Raw genomic sequence first — 23,603 nt, forward strand, 5'->3', positions numbered from 1 at the left:
CGAAACGACCGCTCAGGCCGTCGTACCGGAGACTTCGCCGTGGGGCATTCCGCCACCGCCCAGTGCAGCCAGCGCAGCCGCTGCGCGCGGCCACAGGCTTTGGCGGAATTGGTCGCGAAAGAAACCAAAGTGCCCAATGCGCCGCACCTGCAGGTCGGCCGGCGTGATGCTCTCCACCCGGCGTTCGGTGTTGGCGTACAGGTTCACCAGGTTGTGCGTGCCGCGCAAGGTCATCAGCTCGTCGTCCGCCATCGACAGCGCCAGCACCGGGAACCGCACCGCGCCATAACTCTGCGCCACCGCAGGCCCTTCGGCACCCACGCTGTAGGCAGGATGCAAGCACCAGCGCCGCCACTGCAGGATCACACCCGCCGGAAGGTCGCCCACCTTCTTGAGCGTGCGCCCCGGAAAGTACCCGCACAGCCGCGTGGCCAGCGGCACCAGCACCCACCAGAAATACGGAACGATGCGCTTGAGCTGGGGCGCGTTATCGCGCCAGTAGCCGCTACCTGCGGCCACGCTGAGCAGGCCGTCAACCTGCTCGGGCTTCTTCAAGAGACCGGGCAACTGCGCGCCCAGACTGTGGCCCAGCAAATACAGCGGCTGCGACGGCAGTGCGGCCTTGGCGGCAGAAATCACCGCCTCGTAGTCCTGCGCCCAATCAAACAGATCCGCCTTCACATCGCGCATGGCGCCCTGCAGCGAATCGCCGTGGCCTCGGTAGTCAAACGTGGTGACCCGAAACCCCTGCTGCGCCATCCACAGCGCAAAGGCCTCGTAATACGACTGCCGCACCCCCATCGCGCCGCCGATGACAACGCTGGCGCGCGGTGCGCCTTGGGGTTCGTAGACACGCAGCGCCAAAGACACCGCCCCGTTGACCTGCAAGGTTTGCTTGTTCATGTCTGTCTCCTTGGTTCAATGCCGATCTGCGCCAGCTTGAATGGAAAAGAAAAACAGGCAGTGCACTTCCCCCTGCCTTCACACCCCGCCCTCAAGGGCGTAGCGAGCGGCTTTCAGGCGAGGCGGACGGAGCGCAGCAACCGGAACGTACTTGCGGTACGTGAGGATTGCGAGCACCGCCCAACGACGCCTGAAAGACGCGCAGTAGCCAGTTACAACGCCTCGATGATGCCGGCGGCGCCTTGCCCGGTACCTACACACATCGTGACCATGCCGTACTTCAGCTTGTGCCGACGCAGCGCATGCACCACCGTCGCCGCACGGATGGCACCCGTCGCCCCCAGCGGGTGCCCCAATGCAATTGCGCCGCCCATGGGGTTCACGTTCGCAGGGTTCAGCCCCAGCGTATTGATGACGGCCAGCGACTGCGCCGCAAACGCTTCGTTCAGCTCGTACCAGCCGATGTCATCGCTCTTGAGACCCGCATAACGCAGGGCCGCAGGAATCGCTTCGATAGGACCGATACCCATGATTTCGGGCGGCACGCCGCGCGCGGCGTAGCTCACAAAACGCGCGAGGGGCGTGAGGCCGAATTGCTTGACCGCCTTTTCGCTGGCCACGATCAGCGCACCCGCGCCATCGCTGGTCTGCGAGCTGTTGCCTGCCGTGACGCTGCCGCGTGCGGCAAACACGGGCTTGAGCTTGGCCAGGCCTTCCAGGGACGTGTCGGGACGGGGGCCTTCGTCCAGGCTCACGGTGCGGCGCTTTTCCACCACTTCGCCGGTGGCGAGGTTGGGCGAACGCTCCACGATCTCGATGGGCGTGATTTCGTCGGTGAACTCACCGGCCTTTTGCGCCTTGATGGCGCGCAGGTGGGATTCGAGGGCGAACGCGTCCTGCATTTCGCGGCTCACCTTCCACTGCTGGGCGACCTTTTCGGCGGTCAGGCCCATGCCGTAGGCGATGCCCACGTTTTCGTCCTTGGCAAAAATCTCGGCGTTGAACGAGGGCTTGTTGCCGCCCATGGGCACCAGGCTCATGGACTCGGCGCCGCCGGCGATCAGCACGTCGGCCTCGCCCACGCGGATGCGGTCGGCGGCCATCTGCAGCGCGGTGATGCCCGATGCGCAGAAGCGGTTCACGGTAACGCCGCCCACAGGGTGGTCGAACGCCAGGCCCACCGCGATGCGGGCCATGTTCATGCCCTGTTCGCCTTCGGGGAAGGAGCAGCCAATGATGGCGTCTTCAATCGCCTTGGGGTCCAGCGTGGGCACCTGCAGCATGGCGCTCTTGATCGCGGCGACCAGCAGGTCGTCAGGCCGTGTGTTTTTGAAATAGCCGCGGCCCGAGCGCCCAATGGGCGTGCGCGTGGCGGCGACGATGTAGGCGTCCTGGACTTGTTTTTGAGCCATGGTGAAACTCCTTCAATTCTTGGGGGGGCGGCTGGAAGGAACCCAGGCCCACGTAAATACACATTCGACCGGCTCCACACCGGCTTCGTCGGTCACGGTGACTTTCACCTGCACCTCGCCCTTGTCGCTGGCCAACATGGCAGCGCGCTGCTCGGCGGTGAGCGTGGCCACGGCCTTGAGGCCGCCCGTGGCGCGCTTCTTGAACGACATGGAGAGCTCCTTGGCCAGCGGCAGGCAGTCGTCGCGCACGTTCATGCCCACGACCATGCCGGTGGCCGTTTCGGCCAGCAGGTTCATGGCCGAGGCGTGCACACCACCGATGTGGTTTTGCACACGGTGCTCGTTGGCCAGGTGCACCTCGACACGCTCGGGCGTGAGCGACACGAACCGCACCCCGGCCGTGCCGGTGAAGGGCACGGCCCGGCGCAGGATGATGTTCTGCACGAAGCCGCGCATGAAGGCGGGCGCCTCGTCCAGGCGCATCAGCGAGCGCTGCAATTTGTTGGGGGCGTGTTCGCTCATGTCGGTCTACCGGCTATCCATCGACGTCCGGATCAGTTGCGAACCGGCTTGCCGGTGGACAACATGCCCAGGATGCGCTCGTGCGTCTTGGGCTGGGCGATCAGGTGGCAGAACACCTTGCGCTCCAGCGTGAGCAGGTATTCCTCGCTCACCATCGAGCCGGCATCCACATCGCCGCCACAGACCACCTCGGCGATCATGGCGCCGATCTTGAAGTCGTAGGCACTGATGAAGCCGCCGTCGCGCATGTTCACCAGCTGGGCCTTGATGGTGGCCAGGCCGCTGCGGCCCGCCACGGGGAACAGGCGCTTGTGCGGTGCACGCCAGCCGCTCGCGGCCATGGACTTGGCTTCGTTGATGGCCACGAACAGCAGCTCGTCCTTGTGGGGCACGATGATGTCGCTGTCCAGCAAAAAGCCCAGCTTGCGCGATTCGATGGCGCTGGTGCCCACCTTGGCCATGGCGGCGGCGGTGAAGCCCTCGGTCAGGAACGGCAGGATGTCCTTGGATGTGGAGGCGGCCATGTTCTCGGCCGCGCGGCGGGCGATGTAGGTCAGGCCGCCGGCGCCGGGCACCAGGCCCACGCCCACTTCGACCAGGCCGATGTAGCTTTCCATGTGGGCCACACGCTTGGCCGAATACACGGCCAGCTCGCAACCACCGCCCAGCGCCATGCCATGGATGGCTGCGACGACAGGCACCTGCGCATAGCGGATGCGCATCATCAGGTTTTGCAGCTCCTGCTCGATGCTTTCCACCGCATCGGCGCCGCCGACCATGAACGCGGGCATCGTGGCTTCCAGGTCGGCACCCACGCTGAAAGGCGCGTCGCCGGACCAGATGACCATGCCTTGGTACTCGGACTCGGCCAGTTCCAGCGCTTCCATCAGCGCTTCCATCACTTCGGGGCTGATGGCGTGCATCTTGTTCTTGATGCTGGCGATGAGCACTTGGCCGTCCAGCGTCCACGTGCGCAGCGCCTTCGACTCAGCAATGGTGGTGCCAGCGGTGCGCCAGTCGGGCAGGCCGGTTTCGCCCAGCAGGGCCTCGGGGAAGATCTGGCGCTCGTACACAGGCAACTGGCGGCGGGGCACAAACTTGTTCTGCGATGCGCTCCACGAACCTTGCGCCGTGTGCACGCCACCGGCTTCGGCCACGGGGCCCTTGAAGACCCAATCGGGCAGCGGTGCCTTGCACAGGGCTTTGCCCGCGTCGATGTCTTCCTGGATCATCTTGGCGACTTCGAGCCAGCCGGCTTCCTGCCACAGCTCGAAGGGGCCCTGCTTCATGCCAAAGCCCCAGCGCATGGCCTGGTCCACGTCGCGGGCGTTGTCCGCGATGGTGCCCAGGTGCACGGCAGCGTAGTGGAAGCTGTTGCGCAGGATGGCCCAGAGGAACTGGCCGGGCGCACCTTCGGCGTTGCGCAGCAGGCGCAGGCGCTCGGCGGCAGGCTTCTTGAGCATGCGCGCGTACACCTCGTCGGCCTTCTGGCCGGCGGGCACGTACTCTTCGCTTTCCAGCTCGAAGCGCATCACGTCGCGGCCGACCTTCTTGAAGAAACCGGCCTTGGTCTTCTGACCCAGGTTGCCCAGCTCCAGCAGCTTTTTCAGCACGGCGGGCGTGCCAAAGCTTTCGTAGAACGGATCCGTCTCGATGCTCAGGTTGTCCTGCAGCGTCTTGATCACGTGGGCCATGGTGTCCAGGCCCACCACGTCGGCGGTGCGGAAGGTGCCGCTGGATGCACGGCCCAGCTTCTTGCCCGTGAGGTCGTCCACCACGTCGTAGGTCAGGCCGAAGTTCTCGACTTCCTTCATCGTGGCCAGCATGCCGGCGATGCCCACGCGGTTGGCGACGAAGTTGGGGGTGTCGTGCGCGCGCACCACGCCCTTGCCCAGGCCGCTGGTCACAAAGGCTTCGAGCTGGTCCAGCACTTCGGGCTGGGTGGTGGGGGTGTTGATCAGCTCCACCAGCGTCATGTAGCGCGGGGGGTTGAAGAAGTGGATGCCGCAGAAACGGGGCTTGATGCTCTCGGGCAGCACTTCACTCAATTTGGTGATCGACAGGCCCGAGGTGTTGGACGCCAGGATGGCGTGCTTGGCCACGTGGGGCGCGATCTTGGTGTACAGGTCGAGCTTCCAGTCCATGCGCTCGGCAATGGCCTCGATCACGAGGTCGCATTCCTTGAGCAGGTGCATGTGCTCTTCGTAGTTGGCCTGCTGGATCAGCGCCGCGTCGTCGGCCACGCCCAGGGGCGAGGGCTTGAGCTTTTTCAGGCCTTCGACGGCCTTGGTGACGATGCCGTTCTTGGGTCCTTCCTTGGCAGGCAGGTCGAACAGCACCACGGGCACCTTCACGTTGACGAGGTGAGCGGCAATCTGCGCGCCCATCACGCCTGCGCCGAGCACGGCGACTTTCTTCACTTGGAATCGGGACATGGGTTGGGTTCCTGGTTGGGGCCTTGCGCAACACCGCATGGCGCGCGCAAGGCCACGGGAATGGGGTTTACTGGATGCGGATCCAGGTTTGCGTGCGGCCAAACGGGCCGATGGAGCCCCGCACTTCGAGCTTCTTTCCGCCCTCGACGGGGGTCATGCGCAGGGTGTAGCTGCGGCCGTTCTCGGGGTCGAGAATCTTGCCGCCTTCCCACACCTCTTTGCCGTCAGCCTTCTTGGCACCCCGGATGATCTCCAGGCCCAAGATGGGCTTGCCCTTGCGGTCATCCGAGCATTCGTCGCAGACATCGTCGGGCTTGGCGTCTTTGGACAGGCGCTTTTCCAGCGCCCCGTTCAAAACGCCGCCGCCGATGTCGCGGATGCGGATTTCGGCCTTGGCCTCGCCGGTCTTGTCGTCGATGTTGCGCCACAGGCCTTCGGGCGTCGCCTGCGCCCAGACGGGCGCTGAAAACGCTACGAAAATGATAGCTACTATCGCTTTATACATAGGCGCTCCGTGCCAAAAAAGCTTGAAATCCGCAGGTCTACCGATCAGGCCAGGGCCAGATCCGTGTCCATGAGCACCTTGCTGCCGGCACGGGCCGTGCGCATCAGCGTGGCGGTTTCGGGGAACAGCTTGGCAAAGTAGAAGCGCGCCGTCTGCAGCTTGGCGCCATAGAACGGGTCGGTGTTGCCAGCGGCGATCTCGCGCAGGGCGACCTGGGCCATGCGGGCGAACAGGTAGCCGAACACCAGGTGGCCGGCCACGCGCAGGTAGTCCACGGCGGCAGCGCCCACTTCGTCCGGGTTCTGCATGCCCTTGAAGCCGATCTCGGTGGTGAACTTGGTCATCTGGTCACCCAGCATGGCCACCGGGTTGATGAACTCGGCCATCTTCTCGTTCACGCCTTCTTCTTCCACCAGCTTGCCGATCAGCTTGCCCAGCTTCTTGAGCGTGGCGCCGTTGTTGCCCAGGATCTTGCGGCCCAACAGGTCCAGCGACTGGATGGTGTTGGTGCCTTCGTAGATCATGTTGATGCGGTTGTCGCGCACGTACTGCTCCATGCCCCATTCCTTGATGAAGCCGTGGCCGCCGAAGACCTGCATGCAGGCGTTGGTGGAGATGTGGCCGTTGTCGGTGATGAAGGCCTTCACGATGGGGGTGAGCAGCGCCACCATCTCTTCGGATTCGGCACGCACCTTTTCATCGGGGTGGCTGTGCACCTTGTCCAGCAGCAGCGTGCAGAAGATCTGCAGCGCGCGGCCGCCTTCGGCGTAGGCCTTGGCGGTGAGCAGCATCTTGCGCACGTCGGGGTGCACGATGATGGGATCGGCGTCCTTGTCCTTGGCCTTCACGCCCGAGAGGCTGCGCATCTGGATGCGGTCCTTGGCGTAAGCCAGCGCATTCTGGTAAGCCACTTCGGTCAGGCCCAGCGACTGGTTGCCCACGCCCAGGCGGGCGGCGTTCATCATCACGAACATGGCAGCCAGGCCCTTGTTGGGCTGGCCCACCATGGTGCCGATGGCGCCGTCGATGGCGATCTGCGCGGTGGCGTTGCCGTGGATGCCCATCTTGTGCTCCAGGCCCGTGCAGAAGATGGGGTTGCGCTCGCCCAGCGAGCCGTCGGCCTTCACATTGAACTTGGGAACCACGAACAGGCTGATGCCCTTGCTGCCCTTGGGCGCATCGGGCAGGCGGGCCAGCACCAGGTGCACGATGTTGGCGGTCATGTCGTGCTCGCCGGCGCTGATGAAGATCTTGTTGCCGGTGATCTTGTAGGTTCCGTCGGCCTGCGGCTCGGCCTTGGTGCGCAGCAGGCCCAGGTCGGTGCCGCAGTGGGGTTCAGTCAGGCACATGGTGCCGGTCCACTCACCGCTGGTCAGCTTGGGCAGGTACAGGGCCTTTTGCTCTTCGGTGCCGTGGGCGTGCAGGGCTTCGTACGCGCCGTGCGACAGGCCGGGGTACATGGTCCAGGCCTGGTTGGCCGAGTTCATCATCTCGTACAGGCACTGGTTCAGCACGAAGGGCAGGCCCTGGCCGCCGTAGGCAGGGTCGCACGACAGTGCCGCCCAGCCACCTTCGACGTACTTGGCGTAGGCATCCTTGAAGCCCGTGGGGGTCTTCACTTCGTGGGTGGCCTTGTTGAGCACGCAGCCTTCGGTGTCGCCGCTGATGTTCAACGGGAAGGTCACTTCGGCAGTGAACTTGCCGGCTTCTTCGAGCACCGCATTGATGGTGTCCACATCCACCTCGGCGTGGGGCGGCATGGCCTTGAATTCATCGCTGACCTTGAGCACTTCGTGCATGACGAATTGCATGTCGCGCAGGGGCGGCGTGTACATAGGCATGGGGTTTACTCCTTGGAGGTGGTGGTTTGGTTGGAAACTTTGCGGCGCTTGGCAGCAGCAGCGGGGGCGGCTTCTGCGGTGGCGCCAGGTTTTGCGGCGCTGTAACGCGCCAGGATGTTGTGAAAGCCCTGCACCGCCCGGGCCATGGAGCCCGGGGTTTGCAGGAACCGCGCCTCGTAGTGCAGCGCGAGGATGAGGCCGTGGATCTCGAACAGCATCTGCTCGGCATTGGTGTCCGCGCGCAGCTCGCCCAGGCCCTTGCACTGCTCGATGGCGCGGCGCATGGCGGCGTGCCAGGTCAGCACCGAGCTGGCCAGCGCGTCGCGCACGGGGCCGGTGCGGTCATCAAATTCGACCGCACCGCTGATGTAGATGCAGCCCGAATCGATTTCGATGGAAGTGCGCTTCATCCAGTTGTCGAACATGGCGCTGAGCCGGGCCAGGCCACGCGGCGCGGACATGGCGGGGTAGAACACTTCCTGCTCGAAACGCGTGTGGTATTCACGAACCACGGAGATCTGCAGCTCTTCGCGAGAGCCAAAATGGGCAAACACGCCCGACTTGCTCATGCCCGTTACGTCGGCCAACGCCCCAATGGACAGGCCTTCCAGCCCGATGTGCGTGGCCAGGCCCAGCGCTGCCTCGACGATGGCCGCCTTGGTTTGCTGGCCTTTTTGCAGGGCGCGGCCGGTACCGCTGCGAGCGCGCGGGATGCGGGTGACCTGGCTGGATGAAGAGGTGGCGGACATGCGGGCAAATAAAAACGAACGTTCGTTCTATTCTGCAGCAAATTCTCCGCCCGACCAAAACCCCCGGAAAAAATAGGGAGGCCCACCCAAACCATTCGTTGCGGCGGTGCCACCCTCTGCCCCACCCCACCCCATCGCTTCCGCCCCCGCCACAGGGCTGCCCACGGCAGGCGGCACCCAGGCGGTGGTATCAGAGAATCAGCGCCAGGCTGGCTTCCAGATGTTCCGACGGCATGCGCTTGAAACCCGAGCGCGCGTAGCGTTGCAGGCGCCCCACGGCAAACGCCGTGAGCACGCTGGCTGCGACCTGGGCATCCACAGTGGGTGTGGCAGAGCCCGCCACCGCAGGGCGCAGGCACTGGCGCAGGGTGGATTCGATGCGGTCAAAAAACTGGTTCATGCGCTGCTGCAGGCGCTCGTGCTCAAACACCAGGGCATCGCCCACCATCACGCGCACCATGCCGGGGTTGCGCTCGCCAAACTGCAGCAGCAACGCCACGATGCGCGCAGCCTGGCGCGTGCCCACTTCGGCAGACTGGTCCGGATCGGGTACATCGCGGCCGGTAATCTGCTGGACCAGGGTGAACACGGTCTGCTCGATAAAGTCGATCAACCCTTCGAACATCTGCGCCTTGCTGGCGAAGTGGCGGTACAACGCGGCCTCGCTGACTGAAAGACGCGCCGCCAACGCGGCGGTGGTGATGCGCTCTGCCCCGGGTTGCTCGAGCATGGCCGCCAGCGCTTGCAGGATCTGTACGCGCCGCTCACCCGGCTTGGGCCGTTTGCGCGCAGCCGGAGTTTCGCCCCCGTCGTCGGTACTGGCTGGCTCGGGGAGGGGCGAAAGTTCAGACATGCAGGGACAAGGGCTGGGGTAAGGCCATGCGGCCAAGGGCACCCTGCGCCGGGTTCACATGCCAGGTGAGCATGCACCGGCCTGCGGCAGGGCGTAAATCATGTGTGGAAATGATTCTCGCACAGGCCCTGGGGCGGCCCCATGGGCACGGGCGAGAGCAGCTGCCACTACGCCGATTTACAGCGGAAACACCACAGTCACCAGCAGGCCGTGCCCCAGCGGGCCGGTGCCCAGCGTGAGGGCAGCGCGATGCACGCGCGCAATTTCGTCGGCAATGGCCAGCCCAAGCCCCGTGCCCTCGCCCACCGTACCGGGCACCCGGTAAAAACGCTGCATGACGCGCCCTCGCTCGGCATCGGGCACGCCAGGCCCATCGTCTTCCACCTCGATGAACACACGTGGCGGCCCTGCGCGCCCTTGGCGCATGCCACAGCGTATGGTCACAATGCCGCCCGCCGGGGTGTACTTGATGGCGTTGTCCACCAGGTTGGACAACAACTCGCGCAGCAGCCAGCCATGGCCGGTGACATGCACGGGCTGGACTTCCAGCCCCAGGTCCAGCCCTTTGCCGGTGGCTGGGTCGAGAAAGGTCTCCAGCAGGGTTTCGCACAGGTCCTTGAGGTCTACGCGCTGGGGCGGCTGCGCGTCCAGGCTGCGCGCATCGGCGCGCGACAGTGCCAGCAGCTGGTGGGCAAGCTGCGAAGTGCGGCGCGTGGCATTGCGCAGCTTCTCGATCTGGTCAACTCCTAAAACAATAGCACCTTTCGCTTGCCCATCGTGCGCTAGCGGCAATTTTCCCTCAAGATTTGACAAGGACACCCGGGGTGGTGCCGCGGCCTTGGCCATCATGGCCCAGGCTTCGACCTGTGCCTGCAGGCCCGCCAGCGGGGTGCGCAGCTGGTGCGCCGCATCGGCCACAAAGCGGCGCTGCCCTTCCGCCTGCGCATTGACCAGTGCAAACAGGCGGTTGAGCGAGTGCACGAGCGGGCGCACCTCGGCGGGCGACGAGGCTTCGTCGATAGGGCTCAGGTCACGCGGCGAACGGTGCTCCACCGCTTCGGCCAAGTCCACCAGCGGTTTGAAGGCCCGGCCCACAGCCCAGTGGATGGCCAGCGCGGCGGCGGCCACCAGCACCAGGTTGGGCAGCAGCACCCGCAGCAGGAGCTGCTGCGCCCATTGCTGGCGCGGGTCAGACCCGTCGGCCAGCGCCACCACCAGTTCGCCAGCCCCGGTGCGACCACGCTGCACCGCCACCCTATAGGTCACCCCGCCAAACTCAACGCTGTGGAATTCGGGCGCATGGGTGGTGGGCACGGCACTGTGCACCCAGTCGTCGCCCAGCAGCAGGCGTCCAGAGATGTCGCGCACGCTGTAACCCGCAAACCCGGTGTTCTGGCGCAGAAAGTCTTCGACCGGAGGCGCCAGCAGCAGCAAGGGCGGCTCGTGGTCACGGATGGAGGGGGCCAGCACCGAATCTGCCAGAGCGGGCAACAGCCGCAGCAGGCGCTGGTCGTGCCGCCCGGCGGCCTCGTCGGCCGAGCGGTAGTCGAGCCACACGCCCACCAGAGCCAGCGCGCACAAAGGCAGCACCAGCAAGATCAGCAGCCGATTGCGCAGGTCGGAGGTCATGGCACGCAGGCCGGGCCGTGGGGAAGGGATGGCTCGGTCCGGCGGCGTCATCATGATCCTTACCGACGGCTTCAGCCAGGCCGGTTCCGCTCAGGCGGCCTGGAGTTCAAGCCGATAGCCGAACCCACGGATCGAACGCAGCGCCACGCCATGCGGCTCCAGTTTGCCACGCAGCCGGGAGACGTAGACCTCCACCGCGTTGGGCGTGATCTCCTTGTCCCAACCCGTCAGAGCCTGCAGAAGCTTGTCCTTGCTGGCAGGCTTGGGGGCATTGATGAGCAGGTACTCCAGCACAGTCCATTCGCGCGGACCGAGCTCAATGACCTGCTCCCCGTCCCCGGTACGGATGCTGGCGCGACGGCCAGCCGTGTCCAGCTCCAGCGGACCAAAACTCAACACCGCTGTGGTCGCGGCCTGCGAGCGGCGCAGCAGGGCGCGCAGGCGTGCCAGCAGTTCAGGCAACTCGAAGGGCTTGACCATGTAGTCGTCGGCCCCGAGGTCCAGCCCCTGCACGCGGTCGTGCAGTGCATCGCGCGCGGTGAGGATCAGCACCGGCAGGGCGGGGCTTGCCATATCAGGGCGGCGCAGGCGGCGGGTGAGTTCCAGCCCATCCATGGCCGGCAGGCCGATATCGATGATGGCCGCGTCGAACGACTCGGTGCGCAGCACCTCTTCGGCGCGCTCACCGCTTCCGACCCAATCCACGGCGTACCCCGCGTCGGTCAACCCCAGCTTGATGCCGCTGGCAACCATCACATCGTCTTCGACCAGCAAGAGTCGCATATCAACCCACTTGTTCGCTGTGCATAGCAGCATGCCCGATAGGCTGGCGCAGCCTCATCCGGCGGCCGCCGTGCAAGGGCAGCCAATACCCTGTGCTGGCGCTGGCGACGTCACCCACCCCGCGAAGCGAGAGAAGGGAGAAGGCGAGAAGCGACTCAGAGGGATAGACCATTTCAATGGCTACGAATCATGGTCCCGTAGGCCTGGTCGGTCAGGATTTCGAGCAGCATGGCGTGCGGTACACGCCCATCAATGATGTGCACTGCGTTCACGCCGGCCTTGGCAGCATCCAGCGCTCCCGCAATCTTCGGCAGCATGCCGCCAGAGATGGTGCCGTCGGCAAACAGCGCGTCGATCTCGCGGGCCGTCAGGTCGGTGAGCAGATTGCCCGCCTTGTCCAGCACGCCGGGCGTGTTGGTCAGCAGCATGAGCTTTTCCGCTTGCAGCACCGTGGCCAGCTTGCTGGCCACCACGTCGGCGTTGATGTTGTAGCTCTCGTTGTTCTCACCAAAGCCGATGGGGCTGATGACGGGGATGAAGGCGTCGTCCTGCAGCGCCTTGACCACACTCGGATCGATGGAGACGATGTCTCCCACCTGCCCCACATCGTGCTCGATGGACGGGTTCTTGTTGTCCACCATCTTGAGCTTCTGCGCACGGATCATGCCGCCGTCGCGCCCCGTCAGGCCCACAGCCTTGCCGCCGGCCTGGTTGATCAGGCCCACGATGTCCTGCTGCACCTCTCCGGCCAGCACCCACTCGACCACTTCCATGGTCTCAGCATCGGTCACGCGCATGCCCTGGATGAACTCGCCCTTCTTGCCCAGGCGGTTCAGCGCCGTCTCAATCTGAGGTCCGCCGCCGTGCACGACCACGGGGTTCATGCCCACGAGCTTGAGCAGCACCACGTCCTCGGCAAAGTCGGCCTGCAGCGCGGGGTCGGTCATGGCGTTGCCGCCATATTTGATGACCATGGTCTTGCCATGGAACTTGCGGATGTAAGGCAGCGCCTGGGCCAGGATTTCAGCCTTGTCGCGCGGGGCAATCGAAAGAAGGTCGGTCATGGAGGCGGGCCATCCAGAGAAAACGGTAAGGCGCAAATTGTGCCGCATTCGTGCGGCGCGCTGGGTTTGCCCGCGCACCCGCCGTCAGTGGCGCAACCAGTTGGGTACCTTGAAACGCACAATGGCCAGGTAGGCCATCACATAGCTGATGACGAACAGGCCGCAAAACGCCATCAGCAGCGGGGTATTGCTCCAGAACAGTACCGCAGGCACCACCGTCAGCAAGGTGAAGCCCCACAGGTAGGGGGATGTGCGGTTATTGCGCATCAACACCCTGCGCGATTCATCGTCATGGAAGACACCCCGAACAATGCGACGGTAAATCAATTGGTGGAAGTGCAGCGCATCGGCCACGCCGGGGGAAACGCCCCGCACTGTCTTGCGGTATATCGAGAAGATCGTTTCCCATACAGGGTAGATCAGCAAAAGCATGGGGAACCAGGGCGACACATCGGCGTTGCGCTGCACCAGGGAAATGCTGGCCAGGGCAATCACGCCGCCCCACACGTAGGCACCGCCATCCCCCGCGAACAACATTCCGCGCGGGTAGTTCCAGACCAGAAACCCGCCCGTCGCCGCCGCTGTGGACACCAACAGCGCAGCCAGCGCACGGTCCCCCACCTGCAGGGCCACATGGGCCAGCGCAAGACAGACGATCAGAGCCACCATGCCCGCCAGGCCGTTGTAGCCATCAATGATGTTGAACGCATGGGGAAGTCCCGCAACCGCCAGAACAACCACCGCAACGCCCAGCCACGGAGCAGCGGCCAGCAAAGAATCCAGCCAAGGCCACCCCATGCGCGGCAAGGTCAGATCCAGCAGGATCACCGCCAGAGCGCCGGATGCGCCGGTCAGGCTCAAACGGTAACGCACAGACAGGCGCTGGGTCATGTCCTCCGCAATGCCGCCCAGCGCGGCGGGCAGCAAGGCCACCAGCCAGCCCCCCACCCAAGCTCCGAGCTTCAGCGAGCCAGGATCACCCCAATGGGTAGATTGAAGAACACCAAGGCCCCAACTGCACCCAATGCCCAGCAGCAATGCGGCTCCCCCCAAGCGGGGAACGTCCCCCAGATGAAAGCGTTGGGGCATGCCGTTGCCGTACACGGAAGCGTGGCTGTGCATCCACCGCACGATGAACCCTGCCGCCAACGCTGCAACGATGAATGCCACCACAGATAACCAGATCATGAGCGGCCGATGGTACCCGCACTCAGTCCCAGCACCTGTAAGAAAGCGCTATCCACGCAGCCCCACCCCAGCGAACTGGGGCTGTTGGCATGCTGCAAGGACGCCATGTGGGGAGAACCTGGGAAGACGCCACCACGAAGGCCCGAGCCGGAATCAGGCCGGCCCCTCGACAACTCCGAGGGGGCCATGGAGGGGTTCATGCGGTCAGAACCCGGGGCCACTACCGAAGCGAGCCACGGTAAAAACGCATCACCTTTTCCACGTACTGCTGCGTTTCGGGATACGGCGGGATGCGCCGACCATACTTGATCACGGCACCTTCCCCGGCGTTGTACGCCGCCAGCGCCAGTTCCTTGTCGCCATCGAACATGCGCAGCAGATCGGCCAGGTAGCGGGTGCCAATCTGCGCATTCACTTTGGGCTCCATCGCGGCATGCTCTCCGTCTGACGAAGGGCGCGCTGCAACCCCATAACGCTCAGCCGTTGCCGGCATGACCTGCATCAGCCCCAACGCACCTTTGCGCGAAACGGCTTTCACATTGAAGGCCGACTCTGCTGCCGCGACGGCAATCACAAATGCAGGGTCCAGCGACTGCGCCACCGCCGCCGCTTCCAGGTGCTGCTTGACGTCGTCATAGCCCGGAAACTGCAGTGCAGAGGGGCTGCGATCCTTGCCCTTCACCACCGAGGCGGGAGGCACACGGCTGAGCCAGATCACACCCCGCGTAGCCGCCGAAGGAGGCACATTGCCGATGTGGGTTACGCCCTCCCCATCCACAAACTCCCACACCTGGTTCGCCCAGGAGGACGGCAACCATCCCCCAACCAGAAAAACCAAGAGCATGACACCACGCATGACCGTCCCAAGCGATGGGAGGTCGTGCTCATCAGACTCCTTCCAAAACAGACTCATGGTTCTCATTTGACCTCGCGCCCTTCGCGAAAGAAACTTTTCAGCCCAGCACCGACCTGTTGCAACCAGGAGGCCGCTGCCTCGGGCTCAGGCTCCGGCCATGCATCCCCCCGCCTTGAACGGATCAGCCTGGCGGGCATACCTGCAGCTACCATGCCCGCCGGGACATCCTGTCGCACCAGCGCCCCGGCTGCCACGACCGCGCCACGGCCAATCGTCACGCCCTCTAGAACAATCGCGCCAGCACCGATCCAGGCACCGTCTTCCACAACGATTCTTGCCCGGGTGATTCGGTTGCGAGCAATCACCACATCCCCCCCATCGATGGCATGGCCGGCGGACAGCAGCTTGGCATGGGGGCCAATCAGGACATCCTCACCAATCTCCAGGCCACCTTCACCCGACAGGTAGCCTCCCACATTGACGATAGTACGGGCTCCGATGCGGATACCCACGCAGGGATCTGCCACCACATCGCCCAGCACCAGCCGTGTCTGGGCATAGATACTGACCCCGTCGGCCAGGCACAAGACATCGGAGCGCTGGCCGAAACGCATGACCGAGACGGACGGGTCGATCCGACATTCGGCGCCCATGCGATCCACACCTGCGTGTGACGCCGTGAAAGCAGGAATTCCCAGCAGCATGTCCGTCATGTTCACCGGCTGTGATGCGAGCCCATGAGCCTGCGCCAACGGCTGCGCCATGCGCGATCGTTCAGCTCCGCCGTCCTGGCCTGCAACGCTATTTGCGTGGTCGCAAGCTCAGACTCCACCAGTGTCTTTTCGGCCCGCAGCGAACCCACCTCTGTGCGCAACTCATTGATCTCTTGCTGGAGTTTCCCAATGAGGTCCTTGGCTTCCGCAAAGGCCTTCTGGTGCTCCAGCAACGAAGCTCGTTCGCGCTGGTGCAGCACCGTCAGTGCTTGCAACTCGTCGCGCAAGCTTTCCGCCATGCCCCGAGCCTCTTTCAGCTCCCACGTTGGAGCATCCACAGAAGGCGTGACCACCACCATCCACTGGTAGACGTCAAAGTCCTGCCACCCAGCCAACAACGCCTGGCGCTGGTCGCCCGACAGGGCGCTCCAGTAGCCGGCGAATTCGCTGCATTCAACGGGTACCCTGTTGGCTTCCCAGACCCGGGGAGCCCATCCGCAGTCCAGCAACATCTTCTCCATGCTGCGTTTGGTAAAGAAACGGACATGGGTCCTGTCCAGTTGGCCCTTGTCGGAATAGTCAAAGATGCCGCTTCGCATAGAAGCCAGCACCCCGGCATAGGCGATGTTCGGAACGGAAATCAGTAGACAGCCCATGGGAGCGACAAACTCACTCAACCGCTGCAGCACATCTTCGGGCTTTCTGAGGTGTTCCAGCACATCACAAGCCATCACCGTATCAAACTGCCGACCCTTGAGCGCATCCAGCCAGTCGGTGCTGTCCAGATTTCCAGGGATGACCTCCACGTCCAGTGTCTTGAGCACTTCCAGCGCCTCGGGGTCGTTTTCCACCACCGTGACGCGATAGCCCCGAGCCAGGAGAACACGGGTCATGGCGCCAGGGCCCGGCCCAAGCTCCAAGACCGAGCCGCCATCTGGTGGTACGCGGCGCAGCAACCGAGCGGCCCACTCCTCACCATCCGGGTCGAATGCGTAGTCGTATCGCTCAATATTGGTCATGCATTTCCCTCCGCCTTTGGCGCCGGTTCGGGCTGCCACATCTGATCCCACAATCCCCACTGCCACCATGCCCAAGGCCGGGCCAGAACATCCTGCTCCAGCCGCTGGATGACTATATCGATCGCCTGCCTGGGATTTTCCGGCAATGGCTCGACGACAACCTCCAGATGGTCAGGGCGTCGGGAATAAGTCACAGCATGCAGCAACGGAACGCCCGTGGATTGCGCCAGACGCTCAATACCTGTGGGCAGACTCAGGTTGCCGCCCAGAAAAGGGTTACCACGCAAGCGGCCAAACTCAGGTCGCCATGCATCAGCCAGAATCACCCACGCTTGCCCCGCCCGCAGGCTTTCATGCACCGGGCGCAGCCCTTCACTCGTGGTGTGCCATTTTCCACCCGTCACCTCGGTATAGCCTTGAATTTTTCGCAGCAAAAAACGGCGCTGCGCAGCCTCAAGCTCCGGATTGTCCAAGACCGGCATGGTCAGAACATTGGTGGCGACACCCTCCCTCGCCAAAGCAACCGGGGCCGTCAGAAGCCGGTCATAGTGATTGAGAACCAGTATGAAGCCCTTGCCTTGGCGAGCAAGGCCTTTGGCAAACTCGGCACCTTGCAGATCAATGGTCGGCCCTCCGGAACGGCCCAGGCGGCTGAAGGCCATGGCATCCACCATCTCCTGCGCTAACATGTCCAAGTGGGCGCGAGCCCATTGCGCATGCTGCCCCCCCGTGGCTTGCGGGAAGACCCGGGCAAACAAGCTTTCGAGCCAGCGCAGCAGGTGCTCACGCTCCGCCGCTGATTCCCGCCCTATCCGCCCGGCCAGCCGCCAGGGCAGGGTCGTAGGCAGCCGGGCAATGAAAGGGAAAAGCAGGTCCAGAGACCAGGCTCGCGTCATTCCACCAGCACCCATTCGTGTTCCAGCCAGGCAACACCAAACTCCCGGTGCTTCTGGTTCAGCACGGTAAAGGGCTGGATAAGTTCCGCCATGTCCAGCACCTGGATACCTGAATCATCCAGGACATAGACGCTCCAGAGGTATTCACCCGACAGGAGCGGCAAGCGTGGGAACCTGGCGCGAATGCGGTGGCTGCCAGTGCCCTGCAGCGGCTTACCCTCGGCACGAAACTGCGTGCTCGTGCCAAAAACGTTGTCCTTGTCCGGGCGAACAATTGCAAACAACACATGAAACGGCGCGTCCGCATAGGACTCGATCTCGATCTCTACCGACAGATCCTGAAACGAATCCACCTGCGCAGGGTTGATGCCGTCCCCCGTTTCGATCGTCAGGCCGGCGATTTTTACCAATGGCGCTCCCGACGAAGACGCCGCTGCGGGCTGCGCCGCTTCATCCTTTTTTGCAGCCTCATGGGCCTCGACGCGCAGGTGGGCATACCTGCGTCGCTCATGGGATTCGTAGGCGGTCACCACGTCCTCGGTAGCTCCGATCGCCTGCACTCGACCGCCGTGTATCCATGCCGCCCGCTGACAGAGGCTTCGTACCTGATACAGGTTGTGGGAACAGAAAAGCACCGTGGCGCCTCGCTCACGAAGCTCCAGAATGCGATTGAGGCTCTTCTTCTGGAAATGCAGGTCGCCCACGGAGAGCGCCTCATCCACGATCAAAACATCCGGATCGATGGCCGTCGCAGCGGCAAAAGCGAGCCGCATGAACATGCCCGATGAGTAGGTCTTCACCGGCCGCTCCAGCGTCTCCTTGGTCAACTCCGAGAACGCAGTGGCGCGGACAATGAAGTCCTCCATGGCGATGCCCTCCAGCCCATGCAACGCGGCCATGAAGCGGATGTTGTCGTAGCCGGACTCCTCCGGGTGAAAACCCGCACCAAGCTCCAGCAACGCGGCAACGCGGCCTTCTTGAAACACCTGCCCACGGGTGGGACGGATGGTGCCTGCCGCGATTTTCAGCAAGGTGCTTTTGCCCGCACCGTTTTCACCGATGAGGCCAAACGTTTCGCCGGCCTGCACCTCAAAATCCACCCCGGTCAAAGCGACATGTATACGGTGGCGCTGCTTACGCGTCACCCACTCCCAAAGCCGGTCCTGCGGACGGCTGTAGACCATATAGGTCTTTTCAATGCCTTCAAAGCGGATCGTCATGGCTTTACAAGGCCTCGCCCAGTGCAGACTTCATTGAGCGGAAGAACCACCACCCCCCTCCACCCAGCAACAACACCCATACGGCCAAGGCCACGGGGGTTCCCGGCGGCACCGGCATATGCAATACAGTGCTCTGCACCATCAGGACCAGGCAAGCTACGGGGTTGAAAAGAAACCAGTTGTGGAATTTCTCCGGCACCTGGGACAGGGGGTATACGACAGGTGTTAGGTAGAACCAGAGCTGTAGTGCGAAGGCCACCATGGAGCCCACATCACGCCACAGAAAGTGGGCCATGCTCAGCAGCAACGTAAGACCAAAGGTCAGCGCAATCTGGGCCAGCACCAGAACCGGTAGCCAAGCCAGTGACGCGTAAGGCCCCACACCCTGCACCACCGACAAGACAATCAACAGCGCATAGCCAATACCCAGAACGAGCAGGCTACCTCCAACGGACACTGCGGGCAGTATCTCCGCAGGCATAGGCTGCTTGCGCAGAAAGTCCTCGTACGCCGCCAGGGACCCAACCCCACGGCCAATGGCATCGGTAAAGGGTAGCCAGACTGCAAGCCCCGCCAGAAGGTGCAGCAGATAGCCATTGTTCACGTCCAGCCCGGGCACCCGCACCGCCAGCACCAAGCCAAAAAGAACATAGAAGATAGCCAGCGTGGCGACGGGCTGAACAAAAGCCCAGGCAAAACCCAATACCGAACCGGCATAGCGCGTCTTGAACTCGCGCACCATCCAGTACCGCCAAAGCACCCACAACTGGCGCGCATTGCGCGGCGCTGCCGATGAGACCCCAGTGGAATGGGAAACAGGGCGCGTCATGCTACCGTCCGCAGCCATTCGACCGATTTGGCCACCCCATCCTCGAAAGCCATCGTCGGCTTCCAGAACAGCTCGTTCCGGGCACGCTGAATGTCCAACACATTGACCGGTGGGTCAAAAGGACGCGCAGGGAATACACGCCGTTCTACGGCATGCCCCAACAACTGCTCCAGTGTGTGCACAATATCGTTGACGCTGTGCCCTGCACCACCGCCAATGTTGAATATCCGGGTCTCCCCCTCATGGCGTGCCGCTGCTGCGAACGCATATCCCACATCCGCAGCGTAAACAAAATCGCGCACCACGGACCCGTCCCCCCACACATCCAGCGGTTGCGCATTGAGCGCACGGTGTGCAAAAACGGCAATCACACCTTGGACCCCATGGGGTTGCTGCCACTCACCGTAGGGATTGCTCAAACGCAGAATCCGGCATGGCAGGCCATGCTGTGCCTCTTCGATGCGCAAGTGGTGCTCAATCGCCAGTTTGGTGGCGCCGTAGGCCCCCATGGGCATGGTGGGGTGGGCCTCACACAAAGGCACATACTGCGGCCGCCCGTACACCGCCCCACCGGATGACGCAAACAGCAACCTGGGGCGCGCGGCCTTTTTGCGCAATTCCTGAAGAAGGCGCAAGGTTCCCACCAGATTGGTCTGGACATCCTGGATGGGGTCCTCACTGGCAGTGGCCGGCACCGTGGAGGAAGCGAGGTGAACAATCACGTCTGCCCCCCCCACCACATCCCACCAGGAGGGCAGGTCAAAACAATCTGCCTGCACCTCTCCCGCCAGCCAGGGAGCACTACCCGCAGCCGACAATGACCGGTCTACCGACCACACCTCTGCGCCCTCCGACGCCATGGCACGCCCAATATGGCGCCCCAGAAACCCAGCACCTCCCAGAATCGCGCAACGCATCAGGAAGTCTCCACTTGCTGCTGGGTGCGCGCGTGCAGCAGGGCGGCTTCAAAGTCCTTCGCAACCATGTCCCAAGTCTGCGCCCGTGCAAACTTTTCGGCCCGCACGCTCAAGGCATGGCGCCGTTCATCGTTCTGCAACAAGTCACAGACTGCATCCGCCAACCCCTCGGGCGAAGACTCCGCCAAAGCGGCCACGTCTTCGTTGAGGAGCCATTCCACATTGGGCCCCCGATTCGAAACCACGGCACAACCCGAAGCCATCAACTCCAGGGGCAACAGCGACGCATTCGTGAGCGACAGAACCAGCGCCACATCGCACTGGCTGTAGAGATCCGGCAGATCATCGAGGGCCACAGTTCCACACCCCAAGTGTGGAAACGGAATGTGATAGCCAGCCGTGTCCCAGCCCGCCAGTACGAACTGGACGTCGGGCATCCGCTCCCACACTGCGTTCAGCACTAGAAGTCCGATCTCAAACGCCCTGCGGGGCGTGGGGGGACGCGCGTAGAAAAACACCCGGCGAATTTCCGGCTCCCTGCGCGGCAAGCGCCGGTAACGCTCTAGTTCCACACCAAAACCTATAGCGTGGGTGGTCATGCCATATTCATTCGCCAACTTGCTGGCCAGCCAGCCGCCCGCCGTGATGCCGAAAAATCCAAAGCTGTAAGTATTCTGTGCCAGGACCGACTCCGATCCGACGGGGTAAAAATGCGGCTCGTAGTCCTGTACAAAGTAGAGCTTGTGCTTCGCGCCCGTAAAGGCGCGTACGGTGTAGGCAGTGTCCCATCCCGTAGCAATGGAGAATTCGCACGGCGGCAGATCTTCAAGACCCAACAACACCTGCGCCTGAAGCGGAAAGAAGTGCTTCCGAATGGCCTCGCGGGCCTCCTGCGCATCGTGGTGCATGACGGGCTTGCCGATCACGATACTGGAGGTGTAGCCCATCTGCTCCAGATGCCAGATGGTGCGGAAGATGTTCAGATGGCCACCGGACCCGACATTGAAGTCAGGAATAAACCACAGCAAGGTGCCCGGCTTGGCCTCACCCGACTGGGCAGGCAAGACATAAGGCAGGGCAAAGTCGTAGTGTCGAAAGACATCCACATACTTCCCTGGGCCTTGGCGCAGGCGACGCACCACAGCACGCAGGGCGGCAAAAACACCTTCCTTGCGCGCCATTTCTTTCACACGCCAGATCTTCTTGGACAGATTCAACGCCATGGTCAGACAGCTCCCGCACGCTGCAATTGCTCATCGCGTGACACCGAGCGCAGCAGCCAAGCGGGCAAACGGTCATGGTGCGTGCCCAGGTATTGTCCCGAAACCCTCGCCATTTCAATGAAGCCCATGTAAATCGCATTTTTACAAAGGCGCCAGCCCTGCAGCCCCCCGCTGCGCAACCAGCCAAGATCCCGCTTAGCCAAGTACAGACCAGACTTCAAAGCCTGCGCCAAGCTGTCCTGAATGCGATAGCCAAAGTAGAGATGGAATGAGCGTGCTTCGTCAAAATTGCGCTGCAACGTCTCCCACACACCGAAATCGTGCGAATGGTAGACCACCGCATCTGGCACAAAGGCCTTCGCGTGCCCCGCCTCAATGGCGCGCAGCGCCCATGTCTGGTCCTCTGCAAATGCCACTTCTGGCAAAGGCAGTTGCTCCCACACCGAGCGGCGGATGCATGAATTGTTGCTGGAAAAAAAGTGCAGCCACTGGCGATAACCAGTATCTCTAGCAAACCGGGCGGGGTCTTCAAGGCGAACCACGGACAGCTTGTCGCCAAAGCCGGCAAAATGCTGGTTCAGCTCACAGTGCGTAATATGCCGCGCTTGGGGATGGGCTCGATGAGGACCAAAAGCCCCCGCCACACCTGGCTCAGCGTCGCAGCCCTGCACCATGTTGTGCAACCATTTGGAGCTCGCAGGTCGCGCATCTTGCGTGATAAACACCAGAAACTGCCCCCTTGCCATGGAAGCCAGTAGATTGCGTGTACGCCCGTGGCCGAACTCTGCCGCAGGAATAGTCTCTACGCGAACGCCACGCTGCCGGGCGCATTCCACAGAATCGTCGGATGATCCGGAGTCCACCACAATGACCTCGAATGGCCACGGCGCTTGCTGCGACAGCACGGCATCCAGCACTTCACCCAGCAAGGAGCCTCCGTTCTTGACGGGGATCAACACGGAGGCGCGTATTTCAGTCATTGGCAGAATTGGCGGGGGCTCAATAGGAAGATAGCGCCATGCGCCTTGTCGTCAGATTGCACATTTCTGGCAGAGCGCCATGGCAATCTGCAAAACCGACCATTGTACTGCGCCACCCAAAAGTGGCGCCCCTCCCCGGCTTCCAATTACGTCAGCGGTTATTTGGCTGGAGGCTGCTTCAAGAATAACGATCTGATTGCAGCGTTATCCAGTTCAACGCCGTACTTAGCAAACAAATCGCTTCGAACCTTCTTGACACCCTCTTGGCGACAAAAGGAGACGGCACGGGCGGGAACAGACACAGCAACCTCTTCCCACGCCAACTGACGCCCCTCACGCTTTTCATTCACCTTGAAAAGATAGGCGAAATCACCTTCGCGCAGTGGGCCTACCATCTCCCCTTGTTTTGTCGTAGCCAAAACACGCAGCACACTCACATCTTCGTCAAAGAGGGTAACCCATCCCAAATCGCCTTGGGGATTCAGCTTGTACACGGCCTCTGCTTGCTTGACCAAATCATCAAACGACTTCTTCCCCGAAGCAACGGCTTCCGCCTCTTTCATAAGCCAAGCTGCGGCAGGCTCACCATCCAGGGTCTCGGATGCAGGAAGAATAACTCGACTGAGCCGAGCCATCGGCGGCACCCGGAATGCTTGAGGGTTGTCGCTAAAGTACTGTCGCGATGCCTTCTCGTCAGCAGGAGGCGCACATACAGGAAGCAACTTGGCATAGACAGCTTGCGCATAGACATCATCGAAACGCTGTTCCTCCCGTCCATCTTGGCGCGGCTCCCCGATTTGCGCGCCCTCTAGGGAGAGCACCCGCACTGTGGCCATTTCCCGCAATACGGTTTGCACACCCCATACGTTGCGACTAGAAGCACGCAGATCTACCCGCCTCTCCACGTAGGCCGAAAAGTCATCGCGACTGATCGTTTCACCGTTGGATAGACGAACCAATGTCTCCGACGCACTTGCCAGCGAGGCAGCAGCGACCGCAGCACACATTACCAAGGCTCGAAGCCAGCCCGAGTTGCACAAAGAAGGGGTCATAGAAATAACTAAAA

The 23,603-nt window shown here is 62.8% G+C and carries 22 protein-coding genes; all 22 read right to left on the reverse strand.

Annotated elements, in window-relative coordinates:
- Nucleotides 1-12 precede the first annotated feature (12 nt).
- The 22 genes from ACSQ22_RS10815 to ACSQ22_RS10920 all read right to left on the reverse strand — a co-directional run bounded on the left by ACSQ22_RS10815 (nt 13) and on the right by ACSQ22_RS10920 (nt 23,589).
- Entirely contained in the window at nt 13-903 is an 891-nt protein-coding gene (locus ACSQ22_RS10815) for an alpha/beta hydrolase family protein (RefSeq protein WP_436130291.1), read from the reverse strand.
- Between the two features lie 212 nt (nt 904-1,115).
- Nucleotides 1,116-2,315: an acetyl-CoA C-acyltransferase gene (locus tag ACSQ22_RS10820; RefSeq protein ID WP_409798261.1), complete on the reverse strand. Its 1,200-nt coding sequence runs from the start codon at nt 2,313-2,315 to the stop codon at nt 1,116-1,118.
- Between the two features lie 12 nt (nt 2,316-2,327).
- Nucleotides 2,328-2,837, reverse strand: coding sequence for a DUF4442 domain-containing protein (locus ACSQ22_RS10825; protein ID WP_218298865.1), 510 nt, complete (start codon nt 2,835-2,837; stop codon nt 2,328-2,330).
- Between the two features lie 32 nt (nt 2,838-2,869).
- Nucleotides 2,870-5,272, reverse strand: a complete 2,403-nt coding sequence (locus ACSQ22_RS10830; protein ID WP_436130292.1) for a 3-hydroxyacyl-CoA dehydrogenase NAD-binding domain-containing protein — start codon at nt 5,270-5,272, stop codon at nt 2,870-2,872.
- Between the two features lie 67 nt (nt 5,273-5,339).
- Entirely contained in the window at nt 5,340-5,777 is a 438-nt protein-coding gene (locus tag ACSQ22_RS10835; protein ID WP_218298867.1) for a DUF2147 domain-containing protein, read from the reverse strand.
- A gap of 44 nt (nt 5,778-5,821) precedes the next feature.
- Nucleotides 5,822-7,618: an acyl-CoA dehydrogenase C-terminal domain-containing protein gene (locus tag ACSQ22_RS10840; protein WP_218298868.1), complete on the reverse strand. Its 1,797-nt coding sequence runs from the start codon at nt 7,616-7,618 to the stop codon at nt 5,822-5,824.
- 5 nt (nt 7,619-7,623) lie between these two features.
- Complete coding sequence (locus ACSQ22_RS10845; RefSeq protein WP_055400968.1) at nt 7,624-8,367, reverse strand: TetR/AcrR family transcriptional regulator; 744 nt, start codon at nt 8,365-8,367, stop codon at nt 7,624-7,626.
- Nucleotides 8,368-8,557: 190 nt separating this feature from the next.
- The gene (gene slmA, locus ACSQ22_RS10850) at nt 8,558-9,220 is read right to left on the reverse strand and encodes a nucleoid occlusion factor SlmA (RefSeq protein WP_436130293.1); all 663 of its coding nucleotides are present in this window, start codon (nt 9,218-9,220) and stop codon (nt 8,558-8,560) included.
- A 177-nt stretch (nt 9,221-9,397) separates the two neighbouring features.
- The gene (locus ACSQ22_RS10855; RefSeq protein WP_121422250.1) at nt 9,398-10,849 is read right to left on the reverse strand and encodes a sensor histidine kinase; all 1,452 of its coding nucleotides are present in this window, start codon (nt 10,847-10,849) and stop codon (nt 9,398-9,400) included.
- A gap of 90 nt (nt 10,850-10,939) precedes the next feature.
- Entirely contained in the window at nt 10,940-11,632 is a 693-nt protein-coding gene (locus ACSQ22_RS10860; protein ID WP_055396780.1) for a response regulator transcription factor, read from the reverse strand.
- A 173-nt stretch (nt 11,633-11,805) separates the two neighbouring features.
- Nucleotides 11,806-12,696, reverse strand: coding sequence for an acetylglutamate kinase (argB, locus tag ACSQ22_RS10865; protein WP_055396782.1), 891 nt, complete (start codon nt 12,694-12,696; stop codon nt 11,806-11,808).
- An 84-nt stretch (nt 12,697-12,780) separates the two neighbouring features.
- Nucleotides 12,781-13,884, reverse strand: a complete 1,104-nt coding sequence (locus ACSQ22_RS10870) for a glycosyltransferase family 4 protein (protein WP_029413975.1) — start codon at nt 13,882-13,884, stop codon at nt 12,781-12,783.
- A gap of 220 nt (nt 13,885-14,104) precedes the next feature.
- Nucleotides 14,105-14,797, reverse strand: coding sequence for a lytic transglycosylase domain-containing protein (locus ACSQ22_RS10875; protein WP_436130294.1), 693 nt, complete (start codon nt 14,795-14,797; stop codon nt 14,105-14,107).
- A gap of 5 nt (nt 14,798-14,802) precedes the next feature.
- On the reverse strand, nt 14,803-15,453 hold the full coding sequence (locus ACSQ22_RS10880) for an acyltransferase (RefSeq protein ID WP_436130295.1): 651 nt from the start codon (nt 15,451-15,453) through the stop codon (nt 14,803-14,805).
- Nucleotides 15,454-15,455: 2 nt separating this feature from the next.
- On the reverse strand, nt 15,456-16,472 hold the full coding sequence (locus ACSQ22_RS10885; protein ID WP_436130296.1) for a methyltransferase domain-containing protein: 1,017 nt from the start codon (nt 16,470-16,472) through the stop codon (nt 15,456-15,458).
- On the reverse strand, nt 16,469-17,368 hold the full coding sequence (locus tag ACSQ22_RS10890) for a lysophospholipid acyltransferase family protein (RefSeq protein ID WP_436130297.1): 900 nt from the start codon (nt 17,366-17,368) through the stop codon (nt 16,469-16,471). Before ACSQ22_RS10890 ends, ACSQ22_RS10885 begins: the two co-directional genes overlap by 4 nt.
- Entirely contained in the window at nt 17,365-18,588 is a 1,224-nt protein-coding gene (locus ACSQ22_RS10895) for an ABC transporter ATP-binding protein (RefSeq protein ID WP_436130298.1), read from the reverse strand. The genes ACSQ22_RS10890 and ACSQ22_RS10895 overlap by 4 nt, the downstream gene beginning before the upstream one ends.
- A gap of 4 nt (nt 18,589-18,592) precedes the next feature.
- Nucleotides 18,593-19,417, reverse strand: coding sequence for an ABC transporter permease (locus ACSQ22_RS10900; protein WP_055396791.1), 825 nt, complete (start codon nt 19,415-19,417; stop codon nt 18,593-18,595).
- On the reverse strand, nt 19,414-20,334 hold the full coding sequence (locus tag ACSQ22_RS10905; RefSeq protein WP_218298873.1) for an NAD-dependent epimerase/dehydratase family protein: 921 nt from the start codon (nt 20,332-20,334) through the stop codon (nt 19,414-19,416). Before ACSQ22_RS10905 ends, ACSQ22_RS10900 begins: the two co-directional genes overlap by 4 nt.
- Nucleotides 20,334-21,557, reverse strand: a complete 1,224-nt coding sequence (locus tag ACSQ22_RS10910; RefSeq protein ID WP_436130299.1) for a glycosyltransferase family 4 protein — start codon at nt 21,555-21,557, stop codon at nt 20,334-20,336. The genes ACSQ22_RS10905 and ACSQ22_RS10910 overlap by 1 nt, the downstream gene beginning before the upstream one ends.
- A gap of 2 nt (nt 21,558-21,559) precedes the next feature.
- Nucleotides 21,560-22,537 carry a glycosyltransferase family 2 protein gene (locus ACSQ22_RS10915; RefSeq protein WP_436130300.1) on the reverse strand — a complete coding sequence of 326 codons (978 nt, stop codon included), beginning with the start codon at nt 22,535-22,537 and terminating at the stop codon, nt 21,560-21,562.
- A gap of 158 nt (nt 22,538-22,695) precedes the next feature.
- Nucleotides 22,696-23,589, reverse strand: a complete 894-nt coding sequence (locus ACSQ22_RS10920; RefSeq protein WP_228897407.1) for a peptidylprolyl isomerase — start codon at nt 23,587-23,589, stop codon at nt 22,696-22,698.
- Nucleotides 23,590-23,603: the final 14 nt, after the last annotated feature.

Origin of the sequence: Acidovorax sp. LjRoot38 (assembly GCF_964252975.1) — a bacterium.
In the GTDB taxonomy this organism is placed as follows: Bacteria; Pseudomonadota; Gammaproteobacteria; order Burkholderiales; family Burkholderiaceae_C; genus Acidovorax; species Acidovorax facilis.